The sequence below is a fragment of the Streptomyces sp. NBC_00299 genome, from assembly GCF_036173045.1.
GTDB classification, from domain to species: Bacteria; Actinomycetota; Actinomycetes; order Streptomycetales; family Streptomycetaceae; genus Streptomyces; species Streptomyces machairae.
In genome coordinates, this window is sequence record NZ_CP108039.1 from 3,686,953 (window position 1) to 3,702,367 (window position 15,415).

Sequence of the window (15,415 nt, forward strand, 5' to 3'; positions counted from 1 at the left end):
CATCCTGACCTGGTGAACGGTCCCGGGATCCACGTCGAGTTCGCCCCCGAGCTGCGCCTGTTCCTCCCCAACGGGCGGCGCCAGGACGGTGCCGCCCAGGTCACCGCCGACGGCGTCTCGACCCTCGGCCATGTCGTCGAGTCCCTCGGCGTCCCGCTGACCGAGGTCGGTCCGCTGGTCGTGGACGGCCACGAGGCGCCGGTCTCGCACATCCCGACGGCGGGCCAGTCCGTTTCCGTACGGCCCGTCGAGCGCCCCCAGCGGGTGCCCGGGGCCCCGCTGCGCTTCCTGCTCGACGTCCACCTCGGCACCCTCGCCCGCCGTATGCGCCTGCTCGGCGTGGACACGGCCTACGAGTCGACGGACATCGGCGACCCGGCGCTGGCCGCCCTCTCGGCAGCCGAGCAGCGGGTCATGCTCAGCCGGGACCGGGGCCTGCTGCGGCGCCGCGAACTCTGGGCCGGCGCGTACGTCTACAGCACCCGCCCCGAGGACCAGCTCCGCGACATCCTGGACCGGTTCCGCCCCGAGCTGCGGCCCTGGACCCGCTGCACCGCCTGCAACGGCCTGCTCAAGGAGGCCACCAAGGAGGAGGTCGCGGACCAGCTGGAGGGCGGCACGCAGCGGTCGTACGACGTCTTCGCGCAATGCACCGCGTGCAAGCGCGCGTACTGGAAGGGCGCGCACCACGAACAGCTGGTCGCCATCGTGGAGCGCGCCCTCGCGGACTACGCCGGCTAACGCCGGGTCACATCACCCTTTCCGCAGGCGATTCCGTCCCTGTTCGTGTCCAGCCGCAGCGGGTCGTCCTTGCCGTTGACCTTGAGGCGGCCGTAGTCGTTCTTCTTCAGCCAGTCGCAGCGGGCCTTCGTCGTCGCCTTCACGGTCGGCGGGAAGTCCGTCGGCACACAGACGTTGGCGGAGCCGTAGTGCCGGTCGCAGCCGGACACGGTCGGGCTGACCTTCTGCGACGTGCGCTTCTTGCCGGGGCCCGTGACCTTGCCCTTGAGGTTGTCGGCGAAGTCGTGGACATGCGCCGAGGCGTCCTTGGCGCTCAGCGCCTGCGGGCCCTGGAGGTGCACCCACTTGGCCACCGACGGCACGCCGTTGGCGTCGACCGCAAAGAGCATGTACCAGCCGGGCGGGGCCAGGTTGGGGTTACTCGTCACGTTCAGGTCGACGTTGTTGCCGTCGACCGACAGGGGGAGATCCACGAAGCGCTGGTTCGGGTCCGACGAGTGCGTCACTGCGGCCGGGCGGATCAGCTCGGCCTTGGCGATGGGCCGGTCGACGGTGATCCGCTGGGTGTCGCCGTACGTCCACTCGGTGTCGATCACCGAAGTGATCGTCGGACGTTCGCCCTTGAGGAGATAGGGCGGGGTGTAGATCGACACGTCGTGGTTCCAGGAGCCGTTGCCCGGGTTGTCGCCGGTGGCCATCACGCGGCCGTCGGGCAGGAGGAACGCCGACGAGTGGTAGCCGCGCTCCTCCGGGTCCGCCGCCACCGGGTCGAAGGTGTTGGTCGCCGGGTCGTAGAGCGACGACTCGTACACCGGGTCGGCCCGGTTGTGCAGCGCGCCCCCGGTCTCCAGGACCTTGCCGTCGGGCAGCAGCACGGCCGAGACGTACATCTTGCCCTGGTTGCCGGTCTGCGGGACCTTGCCGGCTCCGAGGTCGACGGTGCCCTGCGGGAGCGGCGGGCCGGCGACGTAGGACGGGTTGGGCTGCTTGAGGTCGATGACGTCGGTGAGGCGGTTCGCGTCCGGGTTGGAGTCGATGTTGCCGCCGCCGATGGTGAGGACCTTCTGGTCCTGGGCCGGGGGCAGCAGCACGCTCGCGGACTGGTCGCGCTCGTCCTTGCGCTGCAGGCCGGGGACCTGGGTGACCGTGTTGGCGTCGTAGTCGTAGATCGCCGATCCGGTGCCCGGGATGTTGTTGCCGAAGACATGGCTGCCGGAGTAGAAGAGGCGGCCGTCCTGCATCAGGATCATCGACGGGTACAGGCCCCAGTACGACCAGGTCTGGTTGACCTTCCAGAGCTCCAGCCACTTCTGCTCGGCGTCCGACCACCGCTCGGCGGCCACCGAACCGGTCGAGTCCTCCTTCAGCCCGCCGAAGGAGATCACGTCACCGTTACCGAGGATGGTGGCCGACGGGTACCAGTGGCCGTCGTTCATGTCGTTGGTCTTGCTGTACGTCTCGCTGACCGGGTCGAAGATGTACGAGTCCTTGTAGCCCTGGTAGCCGATCGTGCCGTCCGCCGACGGATATCCCTTGTTGCCGCTCATCACGAGCACACGCCCGTCGTCGAGCTGGACGTGACCGGCGCAGAACATGTCCTTGGGCGTCGGGATCTGCTTGTACGTGCCGTTCTGCGGGTCGTAGACCGCACTCGTGAAGGTGCCCGCCTGGAACATCGTCGGGTCGTTGCCGGAGCCCGCGATCAGCAGCACCTTGCCGTTGTTCAGGACGACGGAGTGCATGGAGCGGACCGGGTTCTTCGTGGGCAGGACGTCCCAGCGGCCGTTCGCGCACTCCTCGGCCGTCCCCGTGCACACCGGGTCCGGGACCGGTTCGGCGACCTGGTCCATCGTGTAGTCGTCGGTGGTGACGGAGCCGGTGCCGTACACGGAGACGCCCCACGCGATCCGGTCGGTGCCGGCGGGCACCTCGGGCGTACGGACCGTCGCCTCGGTCCAACCCGCCGCCATCTCCAGCGTCTTGAGGTCGGTCCAGTACTGCCAGCCCGCAGTCGCGTCGTGCCGGAAGAGGGTGACCGAGGTGTCGGGGGTGGTCGACTTGTACCAGAGCCCCAGGTCGTACTGCTTGCCCGGCGTGACGACGGGCGCGCAGTCGGCGGACTCGGTGATGAGGGCCTTGCGGTCGCCCTCGACACGGCGGGTCAGCGACACCTTCATCGCCTTGGAGCCGCTGTGGGCGTCCGTCGTCGTCTCGAACGTGAAGTCGTTGTCGCCCCAGCCGGACTTCTTCCAGCAGTAGGGCATGTCGTCGGTGCCGGCGGTCTCGAAGCCGGGGTTCTTGATGAGGTTGGCGGCGGAGGCGGACTCGGGCGAGGTGAGGAGCAGGCCCCCGGTCAGGCCCATGACGGCCAGCAGGGCCGTTCTCCTCCCGGATCTCTTGCGGCTGGTTCTCATGCGGAACTCCTTGCTGTGCGGCTCCCGCGCCCGGTGCCCTTCCCGCTCCGGCGCGGCAGATAGACCAGCGCTTCGGTACCGACGAAACGCAGGACGAAGGTGATGACCAGGGCCAGCGCGGTCGCCGGCAGCACGGCCAGCCCGAACTGCCCGACGAGCAGCGCGATCAGCGGGATGCGCAGCACCAGGTCGGCGTTGGCGAGCAGCGCGAACCGTACGGTGCGGTCGGCCCAGTGGCGGTGGACACGACGGTCGCGGAACAGCAGCTTCTCGATGAGCAGGAAGTTCCAGGCCACACCGAACTGGTTGGCGACTATCTCCGCCGGGAGGTAGTGCAGCCCCGCCTGGGTCAGCGCCCACAGCGCGGCCAGGTTCGGCACGAAGCCCGTCAGCCCGATCAGCCCGAACACCACCATCCGGGACAGCGGGTCGGCCGTCCGCAGCCCGGCGAGGTGCCGCAGGAAGCGCCGGCCCTCCGCCGCGGTGGACTTGGACTCCCCCGCGAACCGGTCCTGGAACACGAACGGCACCTCGGTGACCGTGCGCGGGCGGCTGCGGACCGCCAGCTCCAGCAGAATCTTGTAACCGAGCGGCTTGAGCGCCTCCGCGGTGATGTCGCTGCGCCGGATCGCGAAGAAGCCGCTCATCGGGTCGCTGATGCCGTGCAGTCTGCGCGGGAAGAGGGACTTGGTCAGCCAGGTCGCGCCGCGCGACACGGCCACGCGGTAGCTGCCGGCGAGCCCGGCCCGGCTGCCGCCCTTGATGTACCGGGAGGCGACGACGAGCCCGGCGTTGGCGCGCTCGCCGGTGGCGACCAGGTCCGGCACCAGCGACGGCGGGTGCTGGCAGTCGCCGTCCATGACGACGATCCAGTCCGAACCGGCCGCCTTCATCCCCTCGACGACCGCGCCGCCGAGCCCGCCGACGGGTTCGTCGCGGTGGATGACGGTGACCGGGAACGGGCAGTCCTGCGCCGCCTCCTTGATGACCTGCGGGGTGTCGTCGCTGGAGTCGTCCACGAAGACGACCTCGCAGGGCAGCCGGGACGGCACCGACTCGGTGATCTGGTGCAGCAACTGCCGTACGTTCGCCGACTCGTTGTAGGTCGGTACGACGATGGTGACGGCGCCCGGCTCGGGCACCTCGGCGGCATCGACCGACGGTTCGCCCAGCTCTCCTGGGGCGGTGTACTCGTGCGTCATCGAACCCCTCCGGATGCTGTCTGGATCTGCCGGATCTCGATCCGGTCCGCACCGGTGCCGAACACGGCGACCGGCTTCGAGTGCTCCATGGCCGCCTTGACGTTGGGCAGGTCGACCGCGTCCCGCCGCACCGTCGGCGAGGCGACGACGTAGTCGAGGTCCTTCCAGCCGCGCGGCATCGTCTTCGTCACGGCCGGGTCGAGGTCCGCCTTGTAGAACCAGATGGCGCCGAGCCCGGGCTCGTACCCGGCGTGCACCAGGTCCAGCCACAGCGCGTCGTCGACGAGCACCCGGGTGTCCTTCGGGTCCTCCACCTCCGTGGCCAGCCACTTCGAGGCGGCCTGGTAGGGCGCGTTGGCGTCGGCGGTGACGGCCGTGTGGGCGCCGTCGTACCAGCGGGGTACGACATAGGCGCCGGCCGCGATCGCGAGGACGGCCGCGAGGGCGTACCGCCCGCCGGTGACGTACCGGTTCTCGGCCTCGGAACGCCGTCGCCGCAGGACGGCGTGGGCGACGGAGGCCGTGCCGCCGGCGAGGACGAGGGCGAGGAACGGCAGCGCCTGGATGACGTACATCGCGGGCAGGTAGCCGGTGGGGCGCATGGCCACCAGGGCGAGGATCACCACCGCGAAGGAGGGGCCTGCCAGGGCCCGGGCGGTGACCGACCAGCGCCAGGTGACCAGGAGCAGCAGGCCGCCCGCGAGGCCGCCGACGATGAGGACGCGGTCGTAGTAGAGCCACGACTGCAGGACGCCCCAGGAGCCGGAGCCCTGGTCGAGGATGAAGCCCGAACCGGGCCTGGTCATCTGGTACTTGATGCCGTCCCAGAGCGAGACGTGCCCGCTGCCCGGGAACAACTCGCCCTTCAGCAGGGCGAACAGCGGGTACGACAGGCCGATCAGCACGCATGCGGTGATCGCGCCGGTCAGGGCGAACTTGCGGGTGTCGCGGTGGCTGTGCCGCCACATGGTGACGAAGACCGCGGGGAGGACGAACAGCATCGTCTCCTTGGTCAGCACGGCCGTGGCCGCCGCGATCCCCGCCCCGAAATGGTGCCAGAGGTGGCGGCTCGGGGAGGCGGCGAGGGCGAACGCGAGAAGCGTCCACATCACCGCGAGATTGTCGAGGAAGATCTCCCGCTGGAGCACGACCGACAGCGGCGAGAGCCCGAACAGGACCATGCCGAGTCCGGCCGCCCAGCGCGGCAGGGACAGCCGCCGCCCGAGCACGTAGACGAGGACCGCGCTGATCGCGCTGATGACGAGCATCGCGGCGCGCATGGTGCCGACGGTCATCGACTCGGGGCTGAGCGCGGCCGGTATCCAGGTCAGCAGGGCCAGCTGGATCCAGCCGAGCGGCGGGTGGTCGTACCAGTACGTGTAGTGGGCGAGGCCGCGGCCCTCCTGGACGGCCCAGGCCTGGGCGAGGTAGGTGCCCTCGTCGTCGCTGAGGGTCGGATAGTCGGCGATGTTCCAGCCCTGCACGACGAGGATCGCGACGAGGAGCACGCCGCACAGGATCAGGTCGGGCCGGGACGAACGCAGGCGCGTCGGCGGGGTGGTTCGGCTGGTCGAACGCGTCGTGGGCGCAGGCTGCCGCTGCGCGGGGACCTTGACTGTGGTCACCGCGGGAAGGGTGGAGGTCACGCAGGAACGTCCTCTCGGTTCACGTGCGCGAGATGTGCGCCGACGTGGCTGGTCAACTCCCAGTCGTTGCGGCCGCGTTGCTCACGCCATACGGCGCGGATGGCGGCGCCGGCGAGGAGCACCTGGTAGAAGGGGCCGCCCACGATCAGCTTCAGGTAGTGGACGAAGCGGACCCGAAGCCCGTACTGCTTGCCGAAGTCGTGCAGTCCGACGACCTCGAACACGAAGGTGACGAGCGCGGTCACGGCAGGCAGGAAGGTGATGAACGCGATGCTCACCGGCACGTCGAGGAAGAGCGCGATCGCCACATTGAGCGGGATGATCAGCCCGGTGAAGGCCTGCAGGAACGGCGTGGTGAGCGTGTAGCGGGCCAGCAACCGCTGCCCGAACGTGGGCAGTTGCTTCCAGTCCTTCTTCCGGTAGACCTGAAGGAAGCCTTGGTTCCAGCGGGTGCGCTGCTTGAGCAGCGACATCAGGCTGCCGGGCGTCTCCTCCTTGGTCACCATGTCGGAGTCGTAGGCGACGACGACCTTCTTGCCGACGCTGGACAGCCGCACGCCCAGATCGCAGTCCTCGGCGAGGCAGTTGGAGTCCCAGCCGTCGGCTTCCCTGAGCACGTCCGTCCGTACGAAGACGGTGTTGCCGCCGAGCGGGATGAACCCCTTCTGCGCGTGCAGGTGCAGCCGGGAGCGGAACCAGAAGAAGTACTCCAGGCAGTTGCGCAGGCTGTACCAGCTGGAGTGGAAGTTGATCAGCTGGACCCCGCCCTGGACGACATCCGCCCCGGTCGTGCGGAACGCGTGGTCCACATGCGCGAGGAGCTCTGGATGGACCTGGTCCTCGGCGTCGAAGACCCCGACGACATCACCGCGGCAGTGCGGCAGCGCCGTGTTCATGGCCTTCGGTTTGTTCTTCTTCTCGTGGGTGTCGACGACGACGCGGACGCGCGGATCACGTGCCGCGGCCCGCTCGGCCACCTCGGTGGTCTCCGGGTCGTCGTGCCCGACGATGACGATGATCTCGAAGTCGGTGTGTGTGGACTCCAGCAGCCGCTGGATGGTGTGGTCCAGCACGGCTTGTTCGTGCCGGGCCGGCAACAGCAGCGAGAACGACACGTGCTCGCCGCCGTCCGGTCTGCTGAACCGGGTGGAGGCGAGCACTTCGGGCGTACGCCACGCGTGCATCTGCCACCACAAGGTGAAAGCCGCCATCCAGAACAAGGCCAGCGAGACGACGGCTATGAAAACAGACGTCAGCAACAGATCCCCCCAGATCCCCAATGCCCCCTGTCGCAACGGTGAGTTACATCCGTCGCGTCACTGTGGAGACATTAAGGGGGATCTGTGAAGTCCGCAGGCTGTTTTGATGAAGAGCGCGTTTCCTCACAACGAGCCCCGAGAGTGAGTAAATCGAACACAGGCTGCGTAAGTGCCCCGATTTGACTGCCGTCTCACCTGCTCAACGCGGTCCGCAAACGGTCGGGATCCGTGGTCGGGGCATCGCAGGTGAAGTTGCGGCAGACGTACGCGGCGGGTGCGCCCTGCTGCAGCGGCCGGTCAACAAGGAGCGGAAACTCGTCACTCTCCGGAGTGCCCACGGCCACGACCGCGCCCGGGGCGGTGCCCAGGAGCGCCGTACGGTGCAAGGTCCTCGTGCCCTCGTCGGCCAGGGACGGGCCGACCACCGCGACTTCACGCGGCCCGTCGAGGTTGGCCTCGGCGACGGCGAGCCCCCAGCCGATGAAGCGGGGGACGCGCGGGCCGAGCGCCTTGACGACGCCCAGCGCCTTTACGGCCGCGGCACGATGGGGCTCCGCACCGGTCTGCGCGGCGTAGCTCAGCAGGGCGCCGGCCGCCGCGCTCCAGCCGGACGGGGCGGCGTTGTCGGTGGGGTCCTGGGGGCGGCGGATCAGCTGCTCGGCGTCGGCGGCCGTGTCGTAGAGGGCGCCGGACTCCGCGTCGGTGAAGCGCGCGAGCACGTGGTCGAGCAGGAACCCGGCGAAGTCCAGCCAGACGCCCTCGCCGGTGACCGAGGCGAGCGCGAGGAAGCCCTCGGCGACGTCGCCGTAGTCCTCCAGCACACCCGCGTTGGCGCCGGCCTTGCCGTCCTTGCTGGTGCGGGAGAGGCGGGCGTGGTCGTCGAGGTGCAGCCGCACGAGGAGGTCGGCGGCGGCGACGGCGGCGTCCACGAGGTCGGGGCGGTCGAAGTAGGCGCCGGTCTCGGCGAGGGCGGCGACGGCGAGGCCGTTCCAGGCGGCGACGATCTTGTCGTCCCGGCCGGGCGCGGGACGCTCGGCCCGCGCGGCGAGCAGCCGCTCCTTCACGGAGGCGACCTTCTCGGCGTCGAACACCCCGTCCTGCTGCGGAAGCTGAAGGACGGAGGAACCGTGCTCGAAGGTGCCCTCGTCCGTCACACCGAAGTACCTGGCGGCGAGTTCGGCGTCCTCGTCGCCGAGTGCCGCACGCAGTTGCTCCGGGGTCCAGACGTAGTAGACACCCTCGACGTGCTTGCCGGTCCCGTCGTCGCTGTCCGCGTCGAGCGCGGAGGCGAACCCTCCCTCGTTCGTGCGCAGTTCACGCACCATGAAGTCGGCGGTCTCCAGGGCGACCCGGCGGGCCAGCTCGGAGCCCGTGGCGCGCCAGAGGTGGGCGTAGACGCGGCACAGCAGGGCGTTGTCGTACAGCATCTTCTCGAAGTGCGGCACGACCCAGTCCCGGTCGACGGAGTACCGCGCGAAGCCGCCGCCGAGCTGGTCGTAGATCCCGCCCCGGGCCATCCGCTCGCAGGTGTCCTGGGCCATCTGCAGCGCGCCGTCGGCCCCCGTCCGCGCGTGGTGCCGCAGCAGGAACTCGACCACCATGGACGGCGGGAACTTGGGCGCGCCCCCGAACCCGCCGCGCTGCGGGTCGTACTCCCGCGTCAGCCCGAGGAGCGCCTGCGCCAGCTCCTGCTCGCCGGGCGCCTCGGTCCCGCCGTAGGAGATCTCCCGCTCGGCGAGATCCCGGGTGATCTTCCCGGCGACATCGGCGACCTCGTCCCGCCGGTCCGCCCAGGCACTGCGCACCCCCTCCAGGACCTGCCGGAAGGACGGCATCCCCTGCCGGGGAGCGGGCGGGAAGTAGGTGCCGAAGTAGAAGGGCTCGGCGTCGGGCGTGAGGAACACCGTCATGGGCCAGCCGCCCTGCCCGGTGGCGGCCTGGACGGCCTCCATGTAGACGGCGTCTACGTCGGGGCGTTCTTCTCGGTCGACCTTGATGTTGACGAAGTGCTCGTTCATGTATGCGGCCACGGCCTCGTCCTCGAAGCTTTCCTTGGCGAGGACATGGCACCAATGGCAGCTCGAATACCCGACACTCAGGTGTACGGCAACCCCTCGCCGACGCGCCTCCGCGAAGGCCGCTTCCGACCAAGGCCACCAGTCGACGGGGTTGTCGGCGTGTTGAAGGAGATACGGGGATGTCTCATGGGCCAGTCGGTTCGGCATACCTCCATCCTGCCTGACGGGGGCGCTCCGGCAGGGGTTCCACCCGCGAGTGGTCCCAGGAAGCGGCTCCCTTCACGCCGGGGCGGACGATGCAGCGTGTGACGACGGACGCGACGACCTTCCTCTTCTCCTCGAGCCCCATCTCCCCGGACCGCCAGCGGTCCCGCAGCAGCTGCGGAGGCTTCGCCGCTCCTCGATCTTCGGAGAAGACCAGCCGTTCAAGCGCCTCGTCCGCCAGCGGCCCGCTGATGCTGCATCGACCGCAGCTTCGGCAGGAGTAGACGTACGGGCTCTTCTTGCTCCTCCCTTTCTGAGCGCACAGCGATCCTCGGCAGACCGTGCCGTCGTGACGTTGCGCCCCACAGCGAAGAAAGCCGGTGGCCAGGTGGCGGGGAGCCTTCCGCTTCTGCCCGGTCAGTCTCGGAGCGCCACTTCCCCTGTGGAGGTACAGACTCCCGGGCGAGAACGTGGCGCACACCGCGTGCCACTGATCCGGCACCACAATGGGTTCCCACTGACCGCGCACGGGCTGCCCCGTCTCCGGGATCAACAGCAACTCGCCCCGGTTGGCCCGATAGCCACAGACCCGCGGCGCCGTGATGATCTGGGTGACGGTCTGCGCGTTGGGTCTGCCACCACGGGTGCCGGTGACCCCGAGATCACACCAGTCTGCCGCGATGGCCCGGACCGCCTTCCCCGCGATGCGGTCGCTGATCGCCTGCTCAACGAGCTTCGCCTCGTCGGGATGAAGCGTGATTCTGTCCCGCTGCCAGCCGAAGGGCCCATGCTGGTTCACAACGCCCCCGATTCGATAGTTCGCTCCCCAGTCAAAAGAACGAGCGATCCACCTCGAAGGTCACGGAAGGCGGTTCGATGATCGCCGTCCCTCTCGCGCTCAGGCCTCCCCCGAAGGACACTCATAGGCATAGGAGTTGCCGCCGGAGGGGGACGTGACATGCGGGACAGCCATCGGACGGAGGCCGAGCGGCTGTTGGCTCGGGCCGTGGAGGAGGAGGTACGCCGCTCGGGCGGGCGCGTCGAGGGGCAGGTGCTGTTGTCGCGGGCGCGCGGGGCGCTGGACGCCATGGCGCAGGTGGCGGCCGAGGAGTACGAGGCGTACACGCAGGCCCTGGACGAGGCGGAGGCCGGGAGGCTGACGTTCGGGCAGCGGTTCGCGCGGGAGGGCGGCAGTACGCCGCTGATGGTGGCCGGCGTGGCCGCGGTCGCGGCCGTGGTGTCCGATCTGGCCCTCGGCACCGGCACGGTGACGGCCGTCGGCGCGGGCGTGACCGTGGGCGTCGTCGGCGCCGCGGCGACGGTCGTGAAGGTGGCCGGCACGCATCTGCCGGCCGCGCACCACCGCGCGGGCGCCGTCGGCCAGCCTGGCGGCCCGGAACAGCTGCGGCTGCAGTGGCTGACGGCGCTGGAGGTACGGGGCATCCGCCCGTTCCTCGACCAGCAGCGGGTGCTGAGCGCGTCCACCGGCCCGCAGAAGTCGGCGCCGCGGCTGAAGGGCGCGGACAAGAGCGCGGCGGCCCGTGGCCGGAACGTGCTGGAGCAGTCGTTCGGTCAACTCCCCGAGCTGATGGGCCCGTTCGCGGGGCGCAGGCAGGAGATGGCCCGCATCCGGCAGTGGGTGCAGGCGGCGCGGGCGAGTACGGAGACGAAGCCGACGGTGGTCGTCCTGCACGGGGCGCCCGGCAGCGGCCGTACGGCACTGGCGATCCGCGCGGCCCACGATCTGAAGGACCAGTTCCGCGGGGCGTGCGTGGTGGATCTGCGCGGTGACACGACAGAGGAGCCGCCGCTGTCGACGCGGGACGCGCTGCTGCATCTGCTGAACCGATTGGGCGCCCCGCGCGAGCAGCTTCTCTTCCGTGAGCGATCCTCGACGGATCAGCAGGTCAAGCGGCTGAGCGAGCTCTACCACCAGCATCTGACCGGCCTCCCGGTCACCGTCGTACTCGACGACGCCTCGGACCCCGAGCAGGTCCGCACCCTCGTCCCCGAGCGCTCCGACAGCCTGGTCCTGGTCACCGCGCGGGAGGCTCTCGACCTGCCCGCGGATCTCGCCGCGTGGGTGCATCAGCTGCCGGTGGAGTTGTTGGACGCGGCGGGCGCGGAGGAGCTGCTGTCCGCGGCGGCGCAGGATTCCGCCAGCCCCTATGACGCCGAATCCGCCGAGCTGATCGGGGAGTTGTGCGGCGGGCTGCCGCTGGCACTGCGTATCGCGGGCTCGTCGCTGGGGCCGCGCTCACCGCGCACGCTGGCGACGGATCTGGGCGCGTACGGCCCGGTGGAGCCGATCGAGCGGGTGCTGTGGCTGCGCTACACCGACCAGTCGGAGTCCGCGAGACGGCTGCTACGCAGGCTGGCACTGGCAGGCAGGGCGTCGTTGGGTGCGGCAGCGGCGGCGTCGCTCCTGGCCACGGACGAGGCGGAGGCGACGCGCCATCTGGTGGCCCTGTCCGAGTCGGGCCTGATCGACCACGTCCGTGGCAACCGCTACCGCCTGCACGACCTGGTCCGCGGCTTCGCCCACGCGCGCCTTCTCGACGAGGAGGAGCCGTCGGAGCGTACGGGGGCGCAGGAGCGGCTGATCGTGAACTACGCCGACCTCGCGGAATCCGTCCTGCGCCTGGTCGACGGCAACATGTCGACCCGCTCGGACCGCTTCAGCCCGCACGGCTTCACCTCGCTGGACGACGCGCTGCGCTGGCTGGACGACGAGTCGAGCTTCATCACGGCGGCCCTCAGGCACGCGGAGGACGCGAACCAGGCGGCCGTGCTCAATCTGCTGGGCGCCCTGTGCGACTACTGCCTGCTGCGGGGCGACCTCTACCGCCTCGGCGAGATCAGCGAGCTGGCCCAGGCCGTGGACCAGGGCCTGCTGGTCCGCTCGGTGCAGTGGCGTACGGGCATCGCGGCCCGTCAGCTGGGTGAGCTGGACAAGGCCCGCACGACCCTGACCTCGGTGGTCGACCTCTATATGCAGGCCCACCACGATGCGGGCGCGGCCCGCGCCCTGTGCTCCCTCGGCATCACCCTGCACCACCAGGGCCACCTCACCGAGGCGGCGGCCAAACTCCGCGAGGCCCTGGACCTTCAGTCGGCGCCCCAGCTGGCGACGGACCGCGCCTGGACGATGCATGCGCTGGCGGCGGTCGAACGGGACCGGGGGCGCGTGCCGGAGGCGCTGGACCTGCTCACCGATTCCCTGGTCCTGCACCGCGCCGGCGAGTCGGTGCACGGCGAGGCGTGGGCCCACTTCCAGCTCGGCCAGCTGGGCCTGCGGATGGGCGACGTGCCGGGCGCGGAGTCCGAGCTGCGCCGGGCGCTCGACCTGTACGGCCGTACGCGCGACGCCCGCGGGGAGGCGTGGGCGCTGACCCAGCTGGCCCGCGCCCGCCTGGTCGCCGGGGATCCCTCCCAGGCGGTGGACGGACTGCGGCAGGCGGCGTCCCGGCATCGCGACAACGAGGACGCGCGCGGTGAGGCCTGGTCCGTCTACTACCTGGGCCAGGCTCTGGAGGAGACGGGCAACCTGGATGTCGCGGTACGCGAGCTGGAACGCTCCCGCACGATGTTCTCGCGCATGCAGGACGTCTACGGCCTCGCCTGCGCCCGGCACCACTCGGCCCGCGTGACCCGGGACCAGCGCGCCGCCCAGACCGGGTCGCTGAAGAACTCCGGCTTCGCCCGCCAGCTCCTGGTGGACGCCCGCGCCAACTTCCAGCGGATCGGCGTCGCCCACGGGGAGGCGTGGACATGCCTGGAACTGGCGGTGGTGGATGCCGGGAACACCCGTACGCAGCAGGCACTGGCCCTGTGCGACGACGCGGTGGGTCTGTTCGCCTCGTACGGCGACCGGCGGGGCGAGGACTGGGCCCGCTTCCTGCGCTGCACGCTGCTGCCGTACGCGGCTCCCGGCGGCGTGGAGGTCGGCGCGGCGGTGGCGCAGGAGGAACTGGCCCAGGTGGCCCGCGCCGGTCATCCGCTGCGGGACGCGAAGCTGGACGGCTACCTGGAGGCGTACCAGCTCCTGCTGGAGCGCGGCGTGAACCTGGAGGCGGGATGGCAGGCATGGCGGCTCGGCATGGTGCCGAACCGCCATGCCCGGGAGGTCATGGGGGTGGCGGTCGCCGCCCGGCAGTGACTCGGATGCCGCGGGTCCGCCGGCCCGGCGGTAGGGCCCTCAGGAGCCGGGCCCGCCGACCCGGAAAGGCGTCAGCCCTGCCGCGGCTTGGCCGGGCCGGTGGCCTCGGCGTCCTCTGCGGAGCCCTCCGTCTTCGCGGCTGGGGACTCCGCGAAGTCGACCTTGCTCATGTGGCGGTTCATCGACTTCATCAGGGCCCACACCGCCAGTGCCATCACCGCGAAGACGATGAAGCCGAGGACGCCCGGGGTCACCTTGTCCTCGTCCACCTCCTTGGCGAGGGTGGCGAGCTGTGTCATTGCCAGGCTTGCGCTTGCGCTCATGTCAGGCATTGTCGCGGATGCCCGCAAAGAGGTCGTCCTCGGGGAGGGAGGTATCGACGAGGGACTTCGCCAGCTCGTACTCCTCGGTCGGCCAGACCTCTCTCTGGAGCTCCAGCGGGATGCGGAACCAGCCGCCGTCGGGGTCGATCTGGGTGGCGTGCGCGATCAGGGCCTTGTCGCGGATCTCGTAGAAGTCGCCGCACGGGACATGGGTGGTGAGTGTGCGCTGCTTCATGCCGAACTCGTCCCAGCGCTTGAGCCAGTCCCCGTAGGGGGACTCCAGGCCGCGGTCGAGCATGGCCTGGTGCAGGGCCTCGGTGCGGGGGCGGTTGAAGCCCTGGTTGTAGTAGAGCTTCTGCGGCTGGTACGCGGGGCCGTACTCCCCCTCCGGGTACTTCTCGGTGTCTGCCGCGCCCTCGAAGGCCACCATCGAGATCTTGTGGGTCATGATGTGGTCGGGGTGCGGGTAGCCGCCGTTCTCGTCGTAGGTGGTGATCACCTGGGGACGGAAGGAGCGGATCTGCTTCACCAGCTCACCGGCCGCCTTGTCGACGTCCTCCAGGGCGAAGCAGCCCTCGGGGAGCGGGGGCAGCGGGTCGCCCTCGGGCAGGCCGGAGTCGACGAAGCCGAGCCACTCCTGCTTGATCCCGAGGATCTCGCGGGCCTCGTCCATCTCCTTCTTGCGTACCTCGTGGATGTGCTCCTCGATGTACTTGTCGCCCTGGAGCTTCGGATTGAGGATGGAGCCGCGCTCCCCGCCCGTGCAGGTCACGACCAGCACGTCCACCCCCTCGGACACGTACTTCGCCATGGTGGCCGCGCCCTTGCTCGACTCGTCGTCGGGGTGGGCGTGGACGGCCATCAGTCGCAGCTGGTCAGTCAAGACTCAATCCTCATAAGTCGGCGCCCGGTGTGAACCGGTGCGATCGGCGGCTTCTATAGTGACCGAATCGGGGGGCGGATAATTCCGGGGTACGGCCCTGAGAACCCGTTTCGGGACATCCGTCCCGCCCCGGCCGAGAGGACGATCATGAGCACGGCGACGACGCGGCGGCCCGAGAGCCGCTACGGCCGCTCCTCGGACGAGCGCGCCGACCGCACGCTCAAGGTCGTCGGCGCCGCCCTCGGGGCGGTACTGCTGGCGGTGATCGGCTACTTCGGCTACCACTACGTCGGCCAGAACAAGATCAGCGCCGAGGTGATCGAGTTCGACGCCGGGAAGAACGCGGTGAAGGTGCATCTGGAGGTCCGCAAGGACGCCGGCGCCTCCGGCTACTGCACGCTGCGCTCCCAGGCGGAGAGCGGCGCCGAGGTGGGCCGGGCCGACTTCCGCTTCGACGGCGACGCGACCCGGATCGACAAGGTCGTCACGCTCCGCACGGCGTCCCCGGGAACGACGGCCGAGCTGCTCGGCTGCCACGCCGACTGACCGGGCCGTCCGGAACTGAC

At 70.1% G+C, this 15,415-nt stretch carries 11 protein-coding genes; 3 read left to right on the top strand and 8 right to left on the bottom strand.

Going from position 1 to position 15,415, the window contains the following annotated elements:
* The first annotated feature begins 12 nt into the window (after nt 1–12).
* The gene (locus tag OHT51_RS16030; protein ID WP_328879626.1) at nt 13–741 is read left to right on the top strand and encodes a Mut7-C RNAse domain-containing protein; all 729 of its coding nucleotides are present in this window, start codon (nt 13–15) and stop codon (nt 739–741) included.
* Here OHT51_RS16030 and OHT51_RS16035 read toward each other — a convergent pair.
* The 6 genes from OHT51_RS16035 to OHT51_RS16060 all read right to left on the bottom strand — a co-directional run bounded on the left by OHT51_RS16035 (nt 738) and on the right by OHT51_RS16060 (nt 10,283).
* Complete coding sequence (locus OHT51_RS16035) at nt 738–3,155, bottom strand: galactose oxidase-like domain-containing protein (RefSeq protein WP_328879627.1); 2,418 nt, start codon at nt 3,153–3,155, stop codon at nt 738–740. The two genes, OHT51_RS16030 and OHT51_RS16035, sit on opposite strands and share 4 nt — an antisense overlap.
* Nucleotides 3,152–4,357, bottom strand: a complete 1,206-nt coding sequence (locus OHT51_RS16040) for a glycosyltransferase family 2 protein (RefSeq protein WP_328879628.1) — start codon at nt 4,355–4,357, stop codon at nt 3,152–3,154. Before OHT51_RS16040 ends, OHT51_RS16035 begins: the two co-directional genes overlap by 4 nt.
* On the bottom strand, nt 4,354–6,003 hold the full coding sequence (locus OHT51_RS16045; RefSeq protein ID WP_328879629.1) for an ArnT family glycosyltransferase: 1,650 nt from the start codon (nt 6,001–6,003) through the stop codon (nt 4,354–4,356). The genes OHT51_RS16040 and OHT51_RS16045 overlap by 4 nt, the downstream gene beginning before the upstream one ends.
* Nucleotides 6,000–7,262 (bottom strand): glycosyltransferase, encoded by a 1,263-nt coding sequence (locus OHT51_RS16050; protein WP_328879630.1) that lies wholly within the window; start codon nt 7,260–7,262, stop codon nt 6,000–6,002. The genes OHT51_RS16045 and OHT51_RS16050 overlap by 4 nt, the downstream gene beginning before the upstream one ends.
* A 191-nt stretch (nt 7,263–7,453) precedes the next feature.
* Nucleotides 7,454–9,487: a thioredoxin domain-containing protein gene (locus OHT51_RS16055; protein ID WP_328879631.1), complete on the bottom strand. Its 2,034-nt coding sequence runs from the start codon at nt 9,485–9,487 to the stop codon at nt 7,454–7,456.
* Complete coding sequence (locus OHT51_RS16060; RefSeq protein ID WP_328879632.1) at nt 9,465–10,283, bottom strand: recombinase family protein; 819 nt, start codon at nt 10,281–10,283, stop codon at nt 9,465–9,467. The genes OHT51_RS16055 and OHT51_RS16060 overlap by 23 nt, the downstream gene beginning before the upstream one ends.
* A gap of 159 nt (nt 10,284–10,442) precedes the next feature.
* On the opposite strand from OHT51_RS16060, the gene OHT51_RS16065 reads away from it, so the two are divergent.
* Nucleotides 10,443–13,643 (top strand): tetratricopeptide repeat protein, encoded by a 3,201-nt coding sequence (locus OHT51_RS16065; RefSeq protein WP_328879633.1) that lies wholly within the window; start codon nt 10,443–10,445, stop codon nt 13,641–13,643.
* Between the two features lie 71 nt (nt 13,644–13,714).
* Here OHT51_RS16065 and OHT51_RS16070 read toward each other — a convergent pair whose 3' ends face one another.
* Nucleotides 13,715–13,975, bottom strand: a complete 261-nt coding sequence (locus OHT51_RS16070) for a hypothetical protein (protein WP_328879634.1) — start codon at nt 13,973–13,975, stop codon at nt 13,715–13,717.
* Nucleotides 13,968–14,828 carry a mycothiol conjugate amidase Mca gene (gene mca / locus OHT51_RS16075; RefSeq protein ID WP_328884334.1) on the bottom strand — a complete coding sequence of 287 codons (861 nt, stop codon included), beginning with the start codon at nt 14,826–14,828 and terminating at the stop codon, nt 13,968–13,970. Before mca ends, OHT51_RS16070 begins: the two co-directional genes overlap by 8 nt.
* A gap of 168 nt (nt 14,829–14,996) precedes the next feature.
* On the opposite strand from mca, the gene OHT51_RS16080 reads away from it, so the two are divergent.
* The gene (locus OHT51_RS16080) at nt 14,997–15,395 is read left to right on the top strand and encodes a DUF4307 domain-containing protein (RefSeq protein WP_328879635.1); all 399 of its coding nucleotides are present in this window, start codon (nt 14,997–14,999) and stop codon (nt 15,393–15,395) included.
* The last annotated feature ends 20 nt before the right edge of the window (nt 15,396–15,415 follow it).

Coding starts and splice junctions, on each gene's coding strand:
- mca (WP_328884334.1), bottom strand. CDS start 14,828: ATGGCCGTCCACGCCCACCCCGACGACGAGTCGAGCAAGGGCGCGGCC.
- OHT51_RS16035 (WP_328879627.1), bottom strand. CDS start 3,155: ATGAGAACCAGCCGCAAGAGATCCGGGAGGAGAACGGCCCTGCTGGCC.
- OHT51_RS16065 (WP_328879633.1), top strand. CDS start 10,443: ATGCGGGACAGCCATCGGACGGAGGCCGAGCGGCTGTTGGCTCGGGCC.
- OHT51_RS16055 (WP_328879631.1), bottom strand. CDS start 9,487: ATGCCGAACCGACTGGCCCATGAGACATCCCCGTATCTCCTTCAACAC.
- OHT51_RS16070 (WP_328879634.1), bottom strand. CDS start 13,975: ATGCCTGACATGAGCGCAAGCGCAAGCCTGGCAATGACACAGCTCGCC.
- OHT51_RS16040 (WP_328879628.1), bottom strand. CDS start 4,357: ATGACGCACGAGTACACCGCCCCAGGAGAGCTGGGCGAACCGTCGGTC.
- OHT51_RS16080 (WP_328879635.1), top strand. CDS start 14,997: ATGAGCACGGCGACGACGCGGCGGCCCGAGAGCCGCTACGGCCGCTCC.